Annotated in this window: 16 protein-coding genes; 4 read left to right on the top strand and 12 right to left on the bottom strand. The window is 68.4% G+C overall.

The window, feature by feature from the left end; genetic code table 11:
- Nucleotides 1-58: 58 nt before the first annotated feature.
- Nucleotides 59-1771 (bottom strand): HNH endonuclease signature motif containing protein, encoded by a 1713-nt coding sequence (locus AC1MBE_RS15575; protein ID WP_479779471.1) that lies wholly within the window; start codon nt 1769-1771, stop codon nt 59-61.
- Nucleotides 1772-2191: 420 nt separating this feature from the next.
- Between AC1MBE_RS15575 and AC1MBE_RS15570 the strand changes: the two genes are divergently transcribed.
- Nucleotides 2192-2800, top strand: a complete 609-nt coding sequence (locus AC1MBE_RS15570) for an NUDIX domain-containing protein (RefSeq protein ID WP_479779469.1) — start codon at nt 2192-2194, stop codon at nt 2798-2800.
- Between the two features lie 193 nt (nt 2801-2993).
- On the opposite strand, the gene AC1MBE_RS15565 is transcribed toward AC1MBE_RS15570, so the two are convergent.
- The 4 genes from AC1MBE_RS15565 to truB form a co-directional block, all read right to left on the bottom strand.
- Nucleotides 2994-3425, bottom strand: a complete 432-nt coding sequence (locus tag AC1MBE_RS15565) for a MarR family winged helix-turn-helix transcriptional regulator (protein ID WP_479779467.1) — start codon at nt 3423-3425, stop codon at nt 2994-2996.
- A gap of 276 nt (nt 3426-3701) precedes the next feature.
- Entirely contained in the window at nt 3702-4193 is a 492-nt protein-coding gene (locus AC1MBE_RS15560; protein WP_479782651.1) for a hypothetical protein, read from the bottom strand.
- 22 nt (nt 4194-4215) lie between these two features.
- Complete coding sequence (locus AC1MBE_RS15555; protein WP_479779466.1) at nt 4216-4569, bottom strand: hypothetical protein; 354 nt, start codon at nt 4567-4569, stop codon at nt 4216-4218.
- A 2-nt stretch (nt 4570-4571) separates the two neighbouring features.
- On the bottom strand, nt 4572-5576 hold the full coding sequence (gene truB / locus AC1MBE_RS15550; RefSeq protein ID WP_479779464.1) for a tRNA pseudouridine(55) synthase TruB: 1005 nt from the start codon (nt 5574-5576) through the stop codon (nt 4572-4574).
- 81 nt (nt 5577-5657) lie between these two features.
- Between truB and AC1MBE_RS15545 the strand changes: the two genes are divergently transcribed.
- Complete coding sequence (locus AC1MBE_RS15545; protein ID WP_479779462.1) at nt 5658-6821, top strand: pyridoxal phosphate-dependent aminotransferase; 1164 nt, start codon at nt 5658-5660, stop codon at nt 6819-6821.
- A 94-nt stretch (nt 6822-6915) separates the two neighbouring features.
- A complete protein-coding gene (locus tag AC1MBE_RS15540; RefSeq protein WP_346959306.1) occupies nt 6916-7113 on the top strand; it encodes a hypothetical protein in 198 nt (65 codons plus the stop codon).
- Nucleotides 7114-7201: 88 nt separating this feature from the next.
- Here the strand turns inward: AC1MBE_RS15540 and AC1MBE_RS15535 are convergent, their stop codons facing one another.
- The 7 genes from AC1MBE_RS15535 to AC1MBE_RS15505 all read right to left on the bottom strand — a co-directional run bounded on the left by AC1MBE_RS15535 (nt 7202) and on the right by AC1MBE_RS15505 (nt 14152).
- Nucleotides 7202-7549, bottom strand: a complete 348-nt coding sequence (locus AC1MBE_RS15535; protein ID WP_479779460.1) for a CU044_2847 family protein — start codon at nt 7547-7549, stop codon at nt 7202-7204.
- Nucleotides 7546-7995, bottom strand: coding sequence for a thioredoxin (gene trxA / locus AC1MBE_RS15530; RefSeq protein ID WP_479779458.1), 450 nt, complete (start codon nt 7993-7995; stop codon nt 7546-7548). The genes AC1MBE_RS15535 and trxA overlap by 4 nt, the downstream gene beginning before the upstream one ends.
- Before the next feature lie 145 nt (nt 7996-8140).
- A complete protein-coding gene (gene rbfA, locus AC1MBE_RS15525; protein ID WP_479779456.1) occupies nt 8141-8665 on the bottom strand; it encodes a 30S ribosome-binding factor RbfA in 525 nt (174 codons plus the stop codon).
- A gap of 316 nt (nt 8666-8981) precedes the next feature.
- Nucleotides 8982-11858, bottom strand: coding sequence for a translation initiation factor IF-2 (gene infB, locus AC1MBE_RS15520; RefSeq protein WP_479779454.1), 2877 nt, complete (start codon nt 11856-11858; stop codon nt 8982-8984).
- A gap of 152 nt (nt 11859-12010) precedes the next feature.
- On the bottom strand, nt 12011-12352 hold the full coding sequence (locus AC1MBE_RS15515) for a YlxR family protein (protein WP_479779452.1): 342 nt from the start codon (nt 12350-12352) through the stop codon (nt 12011-12013).
- Between the two features lie 205 nt (nt 12353-12557).
- Entirely contained in the window at nt 12558-13538 is a 981-nt protein-coding gene (gene nusA / locus AC1MBE_RS15510; protein ID WP_175323181.1) for a transcription termination factor NusA, read from the bottom strand.
- Nucleotides 13538-14152 (bottom strand): ribosome maturation factor RimP, encoded by a 615-nt coding sequence (locus AC1MBE_RS15505; RefSeq protein WP_479779450.1) that lies wholly within the window; start codon nt 14150-14152, stop codon nt 13538-13540. The genes nusA and AC1MBE_RS15505 overlap by 1 nt, the downstream gene beginning before the upstream one ends.
- 115 nt (nt 14153-14267) lie before the next feature.
- On the opposite strand from AC1MBE_RS15505, the gene AC1MBE_RS15500 reads away from it, so the two are divergent.
- The gene (locus AC1MBE_RS15500; protein WP_479779448.1) at nt 14268-15410 is read left to right on the top strand and encodes a DUF4439 domain-containing protein; all 1143 of its coding nucleotides are present in this window, start codon (nt 14268-14270) and stop codon (nt 15408-15410) included.

Below are 15410 nucleotides of genomic sequence, written 5' to 3'. Positions count from 1 at the left end.
CCTGGGCCACTCCCCCTGACGGCTTTCCTTTCGGATTCCGGTCGGCGGGGTGTGTGGTTCAGCATCTGAAGTAGTGGTTTCTTTGGGGTGCTTGGTGGGGGTCGAGGTGGGGTGGCGGGATGAACCAGGGGATTCCGGCGCGGAGTTGGATGGTCCATTGTTCTTTGTGGATCAGGTGGTGGTGGTGGGAGCAGAGGAGGACGCCGTTGTCGGTGCTGGTGTTGCCGCCGCGGGACCAGTAGATGATGTGGTGGGCTTCGCACCAGGTGGCGGGCATGGTGCAGTTGGGGAAGGCGCAGCCTTGGTCGCGGGCGGTGATGGCTTTGCGGATGTGGGGCGGGAAGATCCGGGTGGTGCGGCCGATGTCGAGGATGCGGCCCTGGCCGCCGAGCAGGATGGGGATGATGTCGGCGTCGCAGGCGATTTTGCGGATGGTCGCTGCGGTGACGGGGCCGGTGAAGGCCAGGGTCCCGGTACCGGTGAACCCCATCGGGCGTGTGCCGCGTCCGCCGGCGTCCCCGGTGCCGGTGAACCCGAACGGACCGGCCCCGGTGCCGGTGAACCCGAACGGACCGGCCCCGGTGCCGGTGAACCCGAACGGACCTGTGCCGCGTCCGCCGGCGCGGGCGTCAACGGCCCTGGCGAACGGGCCTGTCTGGCTGTCGGTGGCAGGGTCAGCGTTGGTGTTGGTGGCGTGTTGGAGGCGTTCGAGGAGGTCGCGGTAGTCGATGGTGACCATGATCTGGGGCCGGTGTCCGCCGGTGGCGGGCAGCGCGCCGGACGCGAGGGCTATTTTGCAGCCGCCGACCAGGCCGTCGAGGTATTTCTGCGGCCGGGACCGCCAGTCCAGCCCGCCCGGCACGAACCCCTCAGCCCCGTCCTCCCCGGTCACGCCCGCCCCCGCCTCCCCGCCGCCGTCCGCCCCGGCCTCCCCGCCGCCGTTGGCCCCGCCACTGTCCGCAGCGGCCGGGCTGCCGTTTGCTGTCCCGGCGCCGGTGGTGCGGGGGTTGGTGGCGGTGTTCATCACGGTGAGGAGGGTCTCGAATTGTTCCGTGGTGGCGAAGATTTCCAGGTGGTGCAGGCCGTGACGGGGTTTACGGATGAACGCGCCCTGTAACTGGCGCAGGACCTCCTCGGAAGGTTCGGCGCCGTCCTGGTCGATGGCGTCCAGCCAGCGCCGGGTGACCCGGGCCAGGAAGTCCGGATCGTGCCCGGCCGCGGTGGCGGTGAGGGAGTGTTCCATCCGGGCGGTCGTGGCCGGGTCGCACAGGGGCCGGACCCGGTCCAGGGCCTGGGCGATGATGGTCGCGGACCGGGACGGCACGGTCCCGGCGGCCACGGCGGCGGCGAGTTCCTCATGCAGGGGCGGGAGGATCTGGCCGGTGATCCCGGTGCGGGGCAGGACCGCGGCGGTCAGGGACAGCCGCCGGTGCGCTTCGGTGCCGGTGATCTGCAGCCGGTCCCGGAGGAAGTCCCCGCTCTTGCGGTAACCGTCATCCAGGACCGGGGAATCCGCGGCGGCGGCCTCCTTGCGGGTCCGGTCCACCGCGGCCGCGCCAACGAGCTGCAGGAACTCCAGCCCCCGGGCGAGTTCCTCGACCCCGGCGGCGTACTCCGCGGCCTCCGCGAACCCGAACAGCGCCGCGTCCCTAACCGCCGTCGCGCACAGCTCCCGCACCTGCCCCAGAATGTTTCCCAGTGCAGGGACCGGGCGGGCAGTATCACCGGGCCGGGTGGCCGGAGAAACGGTGAGAGCTGCGCTGGTTCCCATGAATCAATCCTGCCGCTGACCTACGACACTATTAGCCGCACCAGGGCACGCACCAGAACAGCCGGCACCCGCCCCGGGCCAGGGCAGCACACCCCGCACCACCGGCACCCACCGCGCAGCACCACCGGCCCGGGTGGCCGGAGGAAAGGTGAGAGCTGCGCTGGATCCCATGAACCCATACAACCAGGGACCTACGACAGTAATTGCGGAAACAGAACAGCAGGCAAAATCGTCGTGCGGGAGCGAAACACCCCGTGCCACGGACACCCGGCGTGCGCCATATCCGAGCCGATGGGCCGGAGACAAGGCGAGAGCAGGACTGATTCCCATAAATCCATCAAACCAGGAGCCTAAGACACTTTTAGAAACAGCCCGACCCCCGCCAGGATCCCGCAGTCGCCGGCATGACAGACTATCCAGATGGACAGCTCAGTCTCCCCGCAGCCCGCTCGAAACAACCCCGCCGAAGATCCGACGAGCGCAGCCGCCAAGCCTGAAGAGCAGGAAGCAGCGCCTCGGAACCCCTATCACGATCCGCGACGGCCGCTAGGGCCTCGGGACCCCGGCGATGCCTGGGTGGAGGGCGAGCACGGCCGCTTCTGGGGACGCTTCGGTTCCGCGGGCCTGCTCGTGCATGATGCGGAAAAGGGCGTCCTGCTGCAGCACCGCGCCACTTGGAGCGACCATGGCGGAACCTGGGGACTCCCCGGCGGCGCCCTGCATCAAGGCGAAGACGCCGTCAACGGCGCGCTCCGGGAGGCCAAGGAAGAGGCCGCCGTCCCGCCCGGATCCGTCCGCGTACTCTTCACCACCGTGTTCGACGTCGGGTATTGGTCCTATACAACGGTCGCCGCGAAAGTCGTGGAGCCCTTCGAACCCGCCATCAGTGATCCGGAAAGCCTCGAGCTGCAATGGGTCAGCCTTGAGGGCGTCAGTGACAAGGAATTGCATCCGGGCTTCGCGGCAGCCTGGCCTGCCCTCCGGCGCAGGCTTCAGGCGCCCGAGGAACTGCACGGCGACGGCAAATAGCGGCTACGAGGGCGGCGACCGCGCTGAATAGCGCCGACGACGGCGGCGACCGGGCTGAATAGCGCCGGCGACGGCGACCACGTGAGATCACGCCGCTGCCGCCTTCGTGCGGCCCGCGCAACTAGCCGCCGAACGTCCGCCCGCTGAGCAAAGAGTCGCGGCGCGCGCCGGCGGGCCCCGTCACGGCCCCCGGTCAGGAGCTTCCGGGGACCTCGAAAGCGGCCAGGATTCTGGCCAAGTCCTGTTGCAAGTGGGTCCAGCCTTCCAGGTCCTCGGGCAGCGCGTTGCGTTCGATCTCGTGCGCCGTTGCTAAGGCCGCGCTGCCGGAAGCCGTCAGGGCCACGGAAAACTGCCGCCGGTCACGCTGGTCCTTGGTTCGCGTGACGAGTCCAGACTCTTCGAGCCGGCCCAGGACCTTCCCCAGGGATTGGCTCTGCACCGCGATCCGGCGCGCCAGCTGCTCTTGGTTCAGCGGCCCGGCGGCAAGCCCCTGCAGGGCGATCACGGCGGCGTGTGTCAGACCCAGGGCCGCCAGTGCCTGGTCCTTGCGGCGCTCGACCACCCGCGCGGCCATGGACAAAAGCTGATCAGTCCGCCACTTCTTCGTTTCCGGGCCGGTGCTCATTCGCGGCACCCGCATCGGCGCCCCTCGCCTGCTGTTTTAGGTTCCCATGTTGCTCGGGGAACGGCGTTCACATTGCTCATGCTGCCTCCCTCGCTCCGGTGGACAAACGGTGGGTACAGGCTGTGGCTTTCCGCACCAGACACTACAATAAGCATGCTTACTATGCATTTGGCAAGTTTGCTTACTATCAGGCGCCGCGGCGGGACGCCAAAGGACCCCTCGTCAGGGGCTTAGGGGGCTTGAAGGAAGACCGGGCTGGTTGAGCGAGTGGCGCAGTCAGGCCTGCTGCGGCGCCGGGCGGCGGCGGTAAAGCCAGATGAGCCCAAGGATCGGCAGCAACAGCGGGATGAAGCCATAGCCGCGTCCAAACAGGGACCAGACCGTCTCGTGCGGGAAGTTCACCGCGTCGAAGAGGCTGAGCGCTCCGACCACCAAAACACCGATCAACTCGACCAGCACGGCGGCCACGGACACCTTGAACCAGGTGCGGCCGGCCTTCGCGAGGGAGACGGTCGCCACGATGTACACGACGGCGGCGAAAGCGGAGAGCAGGTACGCGAGCGGTGCCTCGGCGAACTTGGTCAGGATCTGGTAGCCGGCCCGGGCGGTTGCCGAGAGCGCGAAAACCGCGTAGACGGCAATCAGCAGCCGGCCGGGGCCGGTGTTGCGGGTGTCCTTCGCCGCCACCCCGCCCTGCCCTGCGGTCCCTGCGCCGTCGGCCCCTGCGGTCCCTGCGGCGTCCCCGGTGTCCTGCTGTGAAGCCATCATGTTCTTCTTTGCCTCTTCCACGTCAGTACCAGATCTGGTTCATTCGAGCCGCCATCACCAGGGCGGTGACGCCGACGGCCGCCAGCACGAAGTTGCTCCACCGGGTGCGTTCCAGGATGGCCCAGTACACCGCGCCGACCGGAAGCATCAGCGCCGTGACGAGATAGCCCCAAAACTCCCAGGGCTCCCCAGCGATCTGCTCCCCCGACGCGACCCGGACGATGGATCCGACGAGGTAGACCAGCAGGGACAGCTCGACGGCGGCCACCGACAGGATGGTGGCATCGTTCGGCGCCTTTTTCAGGACGCCGGCGCCAACGCAAAGGAAGGTTGAGAGCAGCCCCACCACCAGGATGATGTAGAAATATGCGTCCACGGCTAGCCTTCCGGCTCTGCGACGGCGGGCTCGACGGCGGGCTCGACAGCGGGCTGGGCCGCGGGAAGCGCTGCGGCGGCGGCCTTCCCCGCAGCGGGCTTTTCATTGTCCGGCGCGAAGACCAGTACCGGCTTGGCGTAGCTTCCGGCGTCGGCCAGCAGCGCCACGAGCGAGCCGTCCGGCGCGAAGGCTGCCGCAGGCTGCTCCGCCGTCGCGGCATCCGGCGTGCCGGCGGCGGGACCGGCCGCGATCCGGCGGCCGAAGGACAGTTCTATGGTTTCCTCCGCGGTGAGCTCGCGGTTGGGCATCAGCGCCCGGGCGGCCTGCGACATCTCCAGGACTTCCAGTTCGTCGGCCAGCTGTTCCAGGGTGCGGGCCTGGTCCAGCGTGTAGGGCCCCACCTGGGTCCGGCGCAGCGCAGTCAGGTGGCCGCCCACCCCCAGGGCGTCGCCAAGGTCGCGGGCAAGGGCCCGGATGTACGTGCCGGAGGAGCACTCCACGGTCACGTCCAGGTCCAGGACCTCGCCGTCCTGCGCGCGGCGGAGTTCGTGGATATCGAAGCGGTGGATCGTCACCGGCCGTGCGGCAAGTTTGACGTCCTCGCCGGAACGGACCCGGGCGTAGGCACGCTCGCCGTTGACCTTGATGGCGCTGACGCTGCTGGGCACCTGCTGGATCTCGCCGGTCAGGGCGGCGACGCCGGCCCGGACGCCGTCTTCGGTGACTGCGGCGGCACTGCGGGTGGCAGTGACCTCGCCCTCGGCGTCGTCCGTGACGGTCGACTCGCCAAGGCGGATGGTAGCGGAGTAGGTCTTGGAGGTCCCCACAATATAGGTCAAGAGGCGGGTGGCCTTGTTGATACCGAGCACCAGCACCCCCGTCGCCATGGGGTCCAGGGTGCCGGCGTGGCCCACCTTTCGGGTACCGGCGATCCGCCGCATCCGTCCAACCACATCGTGGCTGGTCCAGCCTTGCGGCTTGTCCACTATCACCAGTCCAGAAAGCACGCCTCCCAGTATATCCGCGCCGCGACTGGCCCCGGCGCGGACGCCCGCGCCCGGATGCCGCCGGCGGCTAGGATGGCAGACATGCCTGAGCTCGCCGCCCACGTCCGCAACGTTCCCGTCAACCAGATCCGGGAGATCACCGAAGCTGCCTGGCACACCCCCGGCGCGATCGTGTTGAGCATTGGCGAGCCGGGCTTCGCGCTCCCCCGCCATATCCTCGAGGCGGGAATGGCGTGCCTGGACCGGGACGAGACCAACTACACCCCCAACGCCGGCATCCCGGCGCTGCGGGAGGCCTTCGCGGCCAGGTTCCGGGAGCACAACGCGACGCCGGTGGGCGCAGACCGCGTGTACGTCGTCGACGGCGCCCAACAGGGATTGCACTTCGCGATGACGTTGCTGCTCTCCCCCGGCGACGAGATCCTGATCCCCAATCCCGGCTACCCGACGTTTGCGATGACCAGCCGCCTGCTGCACGCCGTGCCCGTCGAGTACCCGCTCTACCCGGACCACGACTTCCAGCCGAGGATCGAGGACATCGAAGCGCTGATCACGCCGCGGACCAAGGTCCTGATGCTTAACTCCCCGTCCAACCCGCTGGGCGCAGTCCTCGGCGAGGAACTCACCCGCAGCCTCGTGGACCTGGCCCGGCGGCACGACCTGTGGATCATCTCGGACGAATGCTACGAGGCCTTCACCTACGACGTCCCGCACATCAGCCCGGCCCGCTTCGACAGCGATGTCCCCGGCGAGGCCCGGGTGTTCACTTCGCTGACCCTGTCCAAGACCTACGGGCTTACCGGGCTGCGGATCGGGGCGCTGATTTGCCCGCCCGGCCTCGAGCAGCAGATGAACAACGTGATGGAGGCGATCGTTTCCTGTGTCGCGTCGCCCTCGCAGTACGCCGCCCTGGCAGCCCTGACCGGTCCGCAGGACTACGTCAGCCATGCCCACGCCCGCTACCGCGCCAACCGGGACGCCGCCTCCGCCGTCCTGGAATCCAAGGGCATCCCCTTCCTGACCGCGCAGGGCGCCTTCTACCTCTGGGCGGACGTTTCGCACGTCAGCGGAGGCGACGTCCGCGCCTGGGTGCGGCGCTTCCTCGCCAACTCCGGGGTGTCCTTCGCTCCGGGCACCGCCTTCGGCTCGATCGGCGAAGGCTGGATCCGGATTGCCCTGTGCGGCAGCCAAGCGGAACTCGTGGAAGGCCTGGGCCGGCTTCCCGCCCGCGCCGCGGACCTTTAGTCCTACCGCCCGGACGCACCAGGCAGTAGCCTGACCGGACGCGGGTGCGGGCGGATTCACGGCGGGTGCGCGGTCGGCCTGGGAGGAGGACCTCATGTGGTGGCAGGACTTGTTGTGGGGCATCTGGAACGGGCTCACGGCCTGGATTGTCCTGATCGCGCACGTCTTCGGGGCCTGGCGGGAGTTCCCTTTCTACAACACGGGACGCGCGGGCAACTGGTATGACTTTGGCTTCCTGCTGGGGATGGGTTCCCCGCTGCTGGGTGGCCTGGGCGCCCGACGGCGGCGCTAAGGCAGCGGTTCGGCGCAGCGGCCTGAGTCCGCCGGCGCCCCGGGCCGGCGGACCGGTTTGGCAGACTGGGTGGTTTGGCAAACAGGGTTCAGAGCTGGATTTCGTCGTCCGGCGGCATCGGCTGCGACGCCGGCGCGGTGAAGGACATCTTGACGATAAAGTGCCCTTCGGAACAGTTCCTCGCGATGATGGCACCGGCTTCCCCGGCCAACTTCACGCCGAACTGGAGTTCCAAATGTTCGGGAGCCAGTTCCCGCATCACCTCGGCGGCGGCCCTGGCGGCCGGCCGCACGGCGGCAAGCGCGTCCTCCAGCCGTCGCCCCGCGTCGAGGATTCCCAGCTCATTTCGCGCCGGACGTTCGACGCCGAAGCTGCCCTCGTCGACCTCCACCAGAACCGTTCCGGACCCCACCTCGTAGCGCAGGATTTCAGTCATGGCGTGCCCCCTCCGGGCCGGGCTGCCAGCGCGCCGTCCAGCCAGCTGCGCAGGGCTGCGGCCGGCGGGGCTCCTGCCTGCCGCGCCACCACTGTGCCGTTCGAGATCACCAGCATCGTGGGAATCGCCTGCACATCGAAGCGCCGGGACAGGGCCGGCGACTTGTCCACGTCCACCTTGACGAGCTTGACCTGGCCCGCGCGTTCCTGCGCCAGTTTGTCCAGCACCGGGCTGACCATCCGGCACGGACCGCACCACGCCGCCCAGAAGTCGACCAGCGCGGGAACCGGGGACTGCTCCGCGACGGCGGCGAAGTCGGCGTCGCCGGCCTCAACAATCCACGGCAGATCCCGGCGGCATTTGCCGCAGCGCGGGTGCCCGACCGCCGTAGCCGGAATCCGGTTGGTGGTACCGCACTGCGGGCACTTCAGCAGCGCAGTGGTCACGGCCCTTCGCCGCCGTTCCGCTCGCCCGCAGTCATGCCTCCATACGACGCTCCAGAGCCTTGCGGGCATAGAGTCCAAAGTCCCCGGAGCCCAGATACAAAACTGGCCGGACCCTTCTCCGGGTCCGGCCAGTGCTGCTGGAAGCTTATTTGTTGCGGTCTTCGTCGATGTCGGCGCCAGCGCTGAGGTCCTTGTTTTCCTCGTCAAAGTCGTCTTCGTCGAAGTCCTCTTCGTCGAGCTCGACATCTTCGGGGATGTCGCTCTTGTACGGATCGGCGTCACCGGCGTGCTTGGCGCTGGCGGCAAGGGCTGCCACTTCAGCGTCGCGCTTCTTGGCGGCCCGCAGGAGCTCCTCAAGGTTGGAAGCCACCACGGGGATCTGGTCGGCGACGAATTCCAGCGTCGGCGTCAGCCGGACGGTGATGTTACGGCCGACTTCCTGGCGCAGCACGCCCTTGGCTTTCTCCAGCCCCTTGGCCGCGTCGGCCTGGGCTACCTCGTCGCCGAAGACGGTGTAGTAGACCGTGGCATGCTGCAGGTCGTTGGTCACGCGAGCGTCGGTCACGGTCACGCCCTCCAACCGGGGATCCTTGACCCTCCGACCCAAAGCCTCAGCAACGACAACTTTAATCCGCTGCGCCAACTTGGCAGCCCGTGCGGGATCAGCCATTTCCACTCCTAAAAAATTTGGATGTACGACGGCGCCTGTGAGGCGGGGTCGCTCGTTTCAGTTTTCTGCCACGCACTACGGCGAGTCTACGACGGACTCCCGTTGGATTTTTTCCGGCGGCCTTTGGCGGGTGGCATCTAAGGTGGCAGCCGAGGGCCCCGATGCGAGCTTGCGAGCATTGGGAAGGCTGACACCGCTGACGGAGCCGGACGGTTTGCGATCGAAGATCGAAAACCGTCCGGCGAAGGGGCGGGGCCGCCGGAAGAAATCCAACGGCCCCGCACCTCTTGCTACTGATTCGCCAAAGGCGGACCGACTAGACGCGCGGCTTTTCGCGCATCTCGAAGGTCTCGATGATGTCACCTTCGTTGATGTCGTTGTACGAGCCAAGACCGATACCACACTCGAAGTCCGTGCGGACCTCGGTGGCGTCGTCCTTGAAGCGCTTGAGCGTCTCAACGGTGAGGTTGTCGCCGATGATCTTGCCGTCGCGGCTGATGCGGGCCTTCGCGTTGCGCCGGATAACACCGGAGCGGACGATCGAGCCTGCAATGTTGCCGAACTTGGAAGAACGGAACACTTCGCGGACCTCTGCGGTACCAAGCTGGACCTCTTCGTACTCCGGCTTGAGCATGCCCTTGAGGGCTGCTTCGATGTCATCGATTGCTGCGTAGATGACGGAGTAGAAGCGCATGTCCACGCCTTCGCGGTCTGCCAGTTCGGCAACACGCTCGGCGGGCTTGACGTTGAAGCCGATGATGACGGCGGAGTCGACCGTTGCCAGGTTGACGTCGTTCTGCGTGATCGCACCGACACCGCGGTGGATAACACGGAGCTGGACGCCTTCGCCGACATCGATCTTCAGCAGCGCGTCTTCGAGGGCTTCGACGGCACCGGAAACGTCACCCTTGAGGATGAGGTTGAGGGTGTCGATCTTGCCTTCGGCGACGGCCTGGTCGAAGTCTTCCAGGCTGATGCGCTTGCGGCGCTTGGCCAGGGCGGCGTTGCGGTCTGCGGCTTCACGCTTCTCGGCGATCTGGCGGGCGGTACGCTCGTCAGCGGTCACGAAGAAGGTGTCACCGGCACGCGGGACGTTGGACAGACCCAGCACCTGCACGGGGCGGGACGGGCCGGCCTCGGTCAGCGCGCTGCCGTCGTCGTCGAACATGGCGCGGACGCGGCCGTGGGCCGTGCCTGCCACGATCGTGTCGCCGACGTGCAGCGTACCGGACTGGACCAGGACGGTGGCAACCGCGCCGCGGCCCTTGTCCAGGTTGGCTTCAATCGCGATACCGCGGGCGTCCTTGTTCGGGTTGGCTCGCATGTCCAGGGCAGCGTCTGCGGTGAGCAGGACTGCCTCGAGCAGCTCGTCGATGTTGAGGTTCTGGCGGGCAGAGACCTCCACGAACATGGTGTCGCCACCGTACTCTTCCGGAACCAGTCCGTACTCGGTCAGCTGGCCGCGGACCTTGTCCGGGTTGGCGCCTTCCTTGTCGATCTTGTTCACGGCCACGACGATCGGCACGTTGGCCGCCTGGGCGTGGTTGAGGGCTTCAATGGTCTGCGGCATCACGCCGTCGTCCGCTGCGACCACGAGGATGGCGATGTCGGTGACCTTCGCACCACGGGCACGCATGGCGGTGAACGCCTCGTGGCCCGGGGTATCGATGAAGGTGATCTTGCGATCGGTGCCCTCGTGGTTGTGCGTGACCTGGTAAGCACCGATGTGCTGCGTGATGCCGCCGTGCTCGCCCGCCATAACGTCGGACTTGCGGATGGCATCGAGCAGCCGGGTCTTACCGTGGTCAACGTGACCCATGACGGTGACTACCGGAGGACGCGCTTCGAGCTCTTCGTCGCCTTCGGCTTCCAGCTCTGCTTCGAAGTCAATGTCGAAGCCGGAGAGGAGCTCGCGCTCCTCGTCCTCCGGCGAGACGACCTGGAGCTTGTAGCCAAGCTCCTCGCCCAGCAGGGCAAAGGTTTCCTCGTCCAGCGACTGCGTGGCCGTGGCCATTTCGCCGAGGTGGAACAGGACCGTCACCAGTGCTGCGGGGTTTGCCTCGATCTTGTCGGCGAAGTCCGTGATGGACGAGCCGCGCCGGAGCCGGACAATGGTGTTGCCGTCGCCGCGGGGTACGCTCACGCCACCCAGCGACGGAGCACTCATCTGCTCAAGTTCCTGGCGCTTTGCACGCTTGGACTTGCGCTGCTTGCCGCGGCCTGCGCCGCCCTTGCCGAAGGCACCCTGGGTGCCACCGCGACCGCGGCCACCCTTGCCGAAGCCACCGCCGGCCGGAGCGCCGCCGCCGGCACCGGGAGCACCGGTTCCGGGAGCGCCACCCGGGCGGCCGGGGCCACGCCCGCCGCCACCGGGACGGCCGGCACCAGCGGGTGCGGGGCGTTCGGTGCGGTTGGGCATCATGCCGGGAGTCGGACGGTTTCCGCCGGCTCCGGGACGTGCGCCGGGAGCGCCGGCCGGACGCGGAGCGCCCGGACGTGCACCGGCAGCGCCGGCCGGACGGGGTGCGCCCGGACGGGGACCACCAGCGCCTGCTGCGGGACGGGGGCCGCCGGGGCGTTCGCCCTCGGTGCGGCTTCCGCCCGGACGCGGCATGCCCTGGGAGGGAGCGAACGGGTTGTTGCCCGGACGCGAGGTGCGTTCGTTGTCGCCGCCGCGGCCGCGGGGCATGCCCTGCGACGTGGCGAACGGGTTGTTGCCGGGGCGAGGTCCGCCCGGACGCGGCGCCGAGCCGCCCTGGCGCGCCGGAGCAGCCGGGGTTTCAGCCTTCGGTGCCGGACGTGCGCCGGGCTTGGCGCCGGCGGAGGGAGCCGCCGGGGCCTCGGCAGCCGGAGCGGCGGCGGGTGCCGCTGCTGCAGGCGCCTCGGCCGGAGCCGAAGGAGCCGACGGAGCCGGAGCTTCAGTCTTGGTTTCGGCGGCCTTCGGCGCGGCCGGAGCCGGCGCGGGCGCCGGTCGTGTCGCTGCGGGGCTGGCCTTGGGGGCGGACGCGGGCGCTTCGGACTTCGAAGCGGCAGGCGCGTCGGGGTAGGCGTTGCGGAGTTTCCGCACAACGGGGGCCTCAATGGTGGAAGAGGCGGAGCGAACGAATTCGCCCAGTTCCTGCAGTTTGGTTACTGCATCTTTGGAAGTAATACCGAGCTCTTTTGCAAGCTCATGTACGCGGACCTTGGCCACATTTCTCCTGTCTCGGTCCGCACCGAGCCAGGCACGAACCGTCTACTTCTTACTGCGGGCCTCCGCCGCGATTGCAGCTGAAAGGCCCATTGCAGAGCGCAACAAAGTTGTCATCGTTGCGCACTCATCGCTGGGAACTCATCGGGTTTCCATCAGTTTTCTGACCCGCTTTCAGGTTGGACGGTTGTTGCTGCGGCCACCGGGGTGTCCACTGCTTGCGTGCCTGCCATGATCCGGCGTTCGACGTCGGCGGTTCCGGCAGCGCCATTGAGGGCGCGTCCGAACGCTCGACGTTTAACCGCCAGTGCCAGGCACTTTTCGCTGGGGTGCAGCCATGCACCCCGGCCAGTCATCCGGCGTCGTTCATCCACCACGACAGCGGATGTACCGCTGGCGTCGGCGACGAGCCGAATTAACTCCGACCGCAGACCCTTCTTCCGGCATCCGATGCAGGTGCGCTGCGGCTGATTCCCGAGGTGTTGCACTTCTGCCACTACGAGTATCTTCCTGCCAGTACGCATCTGCCGGCCCCCGGCTCCGGTCGGAAAACCGGTCGCGTCGAAGGCACGCGGACACCGGCCGTTAGGCGCGGTCATGTCTATTCTAGCCCCTCCGGGCCCCGTCACCCGAAACGGGGGCTGAGCGGGAACCCCGGAAGGGCCGCGGGTGCGGGTGCCGCGGGACGGCCCCGAACCACCGTTATTTGTCGCGGTTCTCCGCGGCGTCGGAGACGATGTCGATCCGCCAGCCGGTGAGCTTGGCGGCCAGGCGTGCATTCTGGCCTTCCTTGCCGATGGCGAGGGACAGCTGGTAGTCCGGCACGACCACACGGGCGGACCGGGTGGCCTCGTCCGTGATGGTGACCGAATTCACTCGCGACGGCGAGAGCGCGCTGGCGATGAACGAGGCGGGATCGTCGCTGTAGTCGACGATGTCGATCTTTTCGTCGTTCAGTTCGGTCATCACGGCCCGGACACGCGAACCCATTTCGCCAATGCAGGCACCCTTGGCGTTGATGCCGGGGGTGTTCGCCTTCACCGCGATCTTGGTGCGGTGGCCGGCCTCGCGGGCCAGCGCGACGATTTCGACCGAGCGGTCCGCAATCTCCGGGACTTCCAGCTCGAACAGCTTCCGGACCAGCCCGGGGTGGGACCGGGACAGCGTGATGGAGGGGCCCTTGGTGCCGCGGTGCACGTCGATCACGAACGCGCGGAGCCGGTTGCCATGGGTGTACTTCTCGCCGGGAACCTGCTCGGGCGGCGGCAGCAGTGCCTCCACCGTTCCGAGGTTGACCTGGATCATGTGCGGGTTGTTGCCCTGCTGGATGGTGCCGGCGACGAGTTCGCCCTCCCGGCCCTTGAACTGGCCCAGCACGTTGTCATCCTCGGCGTCGCGGAGGCGCTGCAGGATGATCTGCCGCGCGGTGCTCGCCGCGATGCGTCCGAAGCCGGCCGGGGTGTCCTCGAACTCGCCGATCGGGGCGCCGTCGTCGTCGATTTCGGTGGCCCAGATGGTCACGTGGCCGCTCTTGCGGTCAAGCTCAGCGCGGGCCTTTTCGAAGGCCCCCGGCGTCTTGTGGTAGGCCACCAGCAGTGCCTGCTCGATGGTCGGAATCAGGAGATCCAGCGGGATTTCGCGCTCACGCTCCAGGAGTCTCAGTGCGCTCATGTCAATATCCATTAGGCCTCCTCGGAAGGTCCATTGTCGTTCTCCAGACCGGCCTCTGCGAGGTGGCTGAACTCTATCTCGACTTTTCCACTACGGATCCTGTCGAAAGGAAGTTTCACGGGGTCGCCCTGCTTGGGCTTCATTCCCTTTTTGACCGCCAGCTCCGGGACCAGGGTCACGCCGCCGTCGTCCACGGACTGGATGCGGCCGGTGATGTTGTCGCCCTGGATCACGTTGACCGTGACGAGGCGACCGCGGGCACGGTGCCAGTGCCGCTCCTCGGTGAGCGGCCGCCCGACGCCGGGCGAGGACACCTCAAGGTCGTAGGGGCGCGAGTCGGTGCTCGGATCGTTGTCCAGGATGTCCGAGAGGGTCTTGGAAATCTCGGCAATGACGTCAAGGCTGACGCCGCCAGTCTCCTCCTGCGGCAGGTCCACCACTACGTGGACCACCCGGTTGGCGCCGGCAATGTGGATGGAAACGTCCTCCAGGTACAGCCGGTTCGCCAGGACTGCAGGCTCAAGGAGCGCGTGCAGGCGCTCGGCCTCCAGGTTGTGAGCGGGAGCGGCGTCAGCCTTCCCCGTCCCGGTCCGGTCTGTCGAAGTCGTGGCTTCTGCGTTGGTCATGATGCCGCCCGCCTCCCGCTAGATGATGTTGTGTGTACTAGCGTAGCGATATTCCCGGCGCCGTGGTGCACTTCAGTTCCCGGCCGGCAGGCCAGCCATGACAACATGGTCTGTTGTGAAAGACGACAGCGGGCAAGAACGGCGGTGGGTCCGGCTGCCCGGGCACCTCCCCCGGCTCGCCCTCCTCGTCTGCGTGGCCCTCGTGGTGGTGAGCCTGGGCATCGTTTTTAGGCCCGGAGCCCCGCTGAAACCGCCGGAACCGCCCTTTTCGGAGCAGGCCCGCGCCTCTGCCCTGGCCGCCGCCCTGCAGTTGCGGACCGCCAGCGAACAGCTTGGCGCCGCCCCCTCCGGCACCGCGGGCCCCGCCGCAACAGCCGCCGTCCGGTCCGCCGTGACACGTACTGTGAGCTTGCTGACAACCCAGGCCCGGGCCCTGCTGCGCCCGGGTCAGACGCCGGCAGCCGCGCCGTCGCCGACGGGTTCTCCGACCCGCCCTGCCGTCCCGGGCACCGCCGCCGGGCTGGCTGCGGACCTCGCAACGAGCGGGCGGCAGCGGCTTTCCGATGCCGCCGCGGCCGACGGCGGAATGGCCAGGTTGCTGGCCGCCGTCGGGACCGCCCAGCTGCTACAGTCGTCCTCCCTCGCCGCCGCTGCCGGGGCCCCGGACCCGGCACCGGCGTCCCTTGGCCCGGTCCCGGCCGTCCAGTCCCCCGCAGCCGGATCCTGTCCCGCCGGGACCGCGCCGCCGTCGGCTGCAGCCTTCCGCAGCAGTGCATCCCCCGCTGCGGACGCTGGCCGGCCGGACTCCGGCCTGCCGGGCGCCGACCTTCCGGACGCCCTGGCCGCCCTGGTCCGCACCGAGCTGGAGACTGTCTACGGCTACCAGGTGGCGCTGACCCGCCTGGACGGCGCAGCGGCTAAATCCGCCGCCGCCCAGCTGGCGCGGCACGAGGCCCTTGTGGCAGGCGCCGAAGCCCTCAGCCGGTCGCACTGCGCCCCCATGCCGCCCCGGGAACCGGGGTACGCCCTGAACCCTTCCTTCCTCGGCGCCCCAGGGCCGGGACTGGCCGCGCTGGAGGCCGCCTCGCTGCCCGCCTACGGGGATCTCGTCGCCCTCAGCGACGGCGAGACCCGGAGATGGGCCATCTCGGGGCTGCTCGGCGCCGCCCGCCGGTCCGTCCTCTGGGGCGCGACACCGGGGCCGGTGCCCGGACTGGCCGCCGATCCGGCGTCGTTCCCCACCCTGCCCGCGGACTGA

It is taken from the genome of Arthrobacter sp. BG5, assembly GCF_056680155.1.
This window is presented reverse-complemented; position numbering and strand designations above follow the sequence as displayed.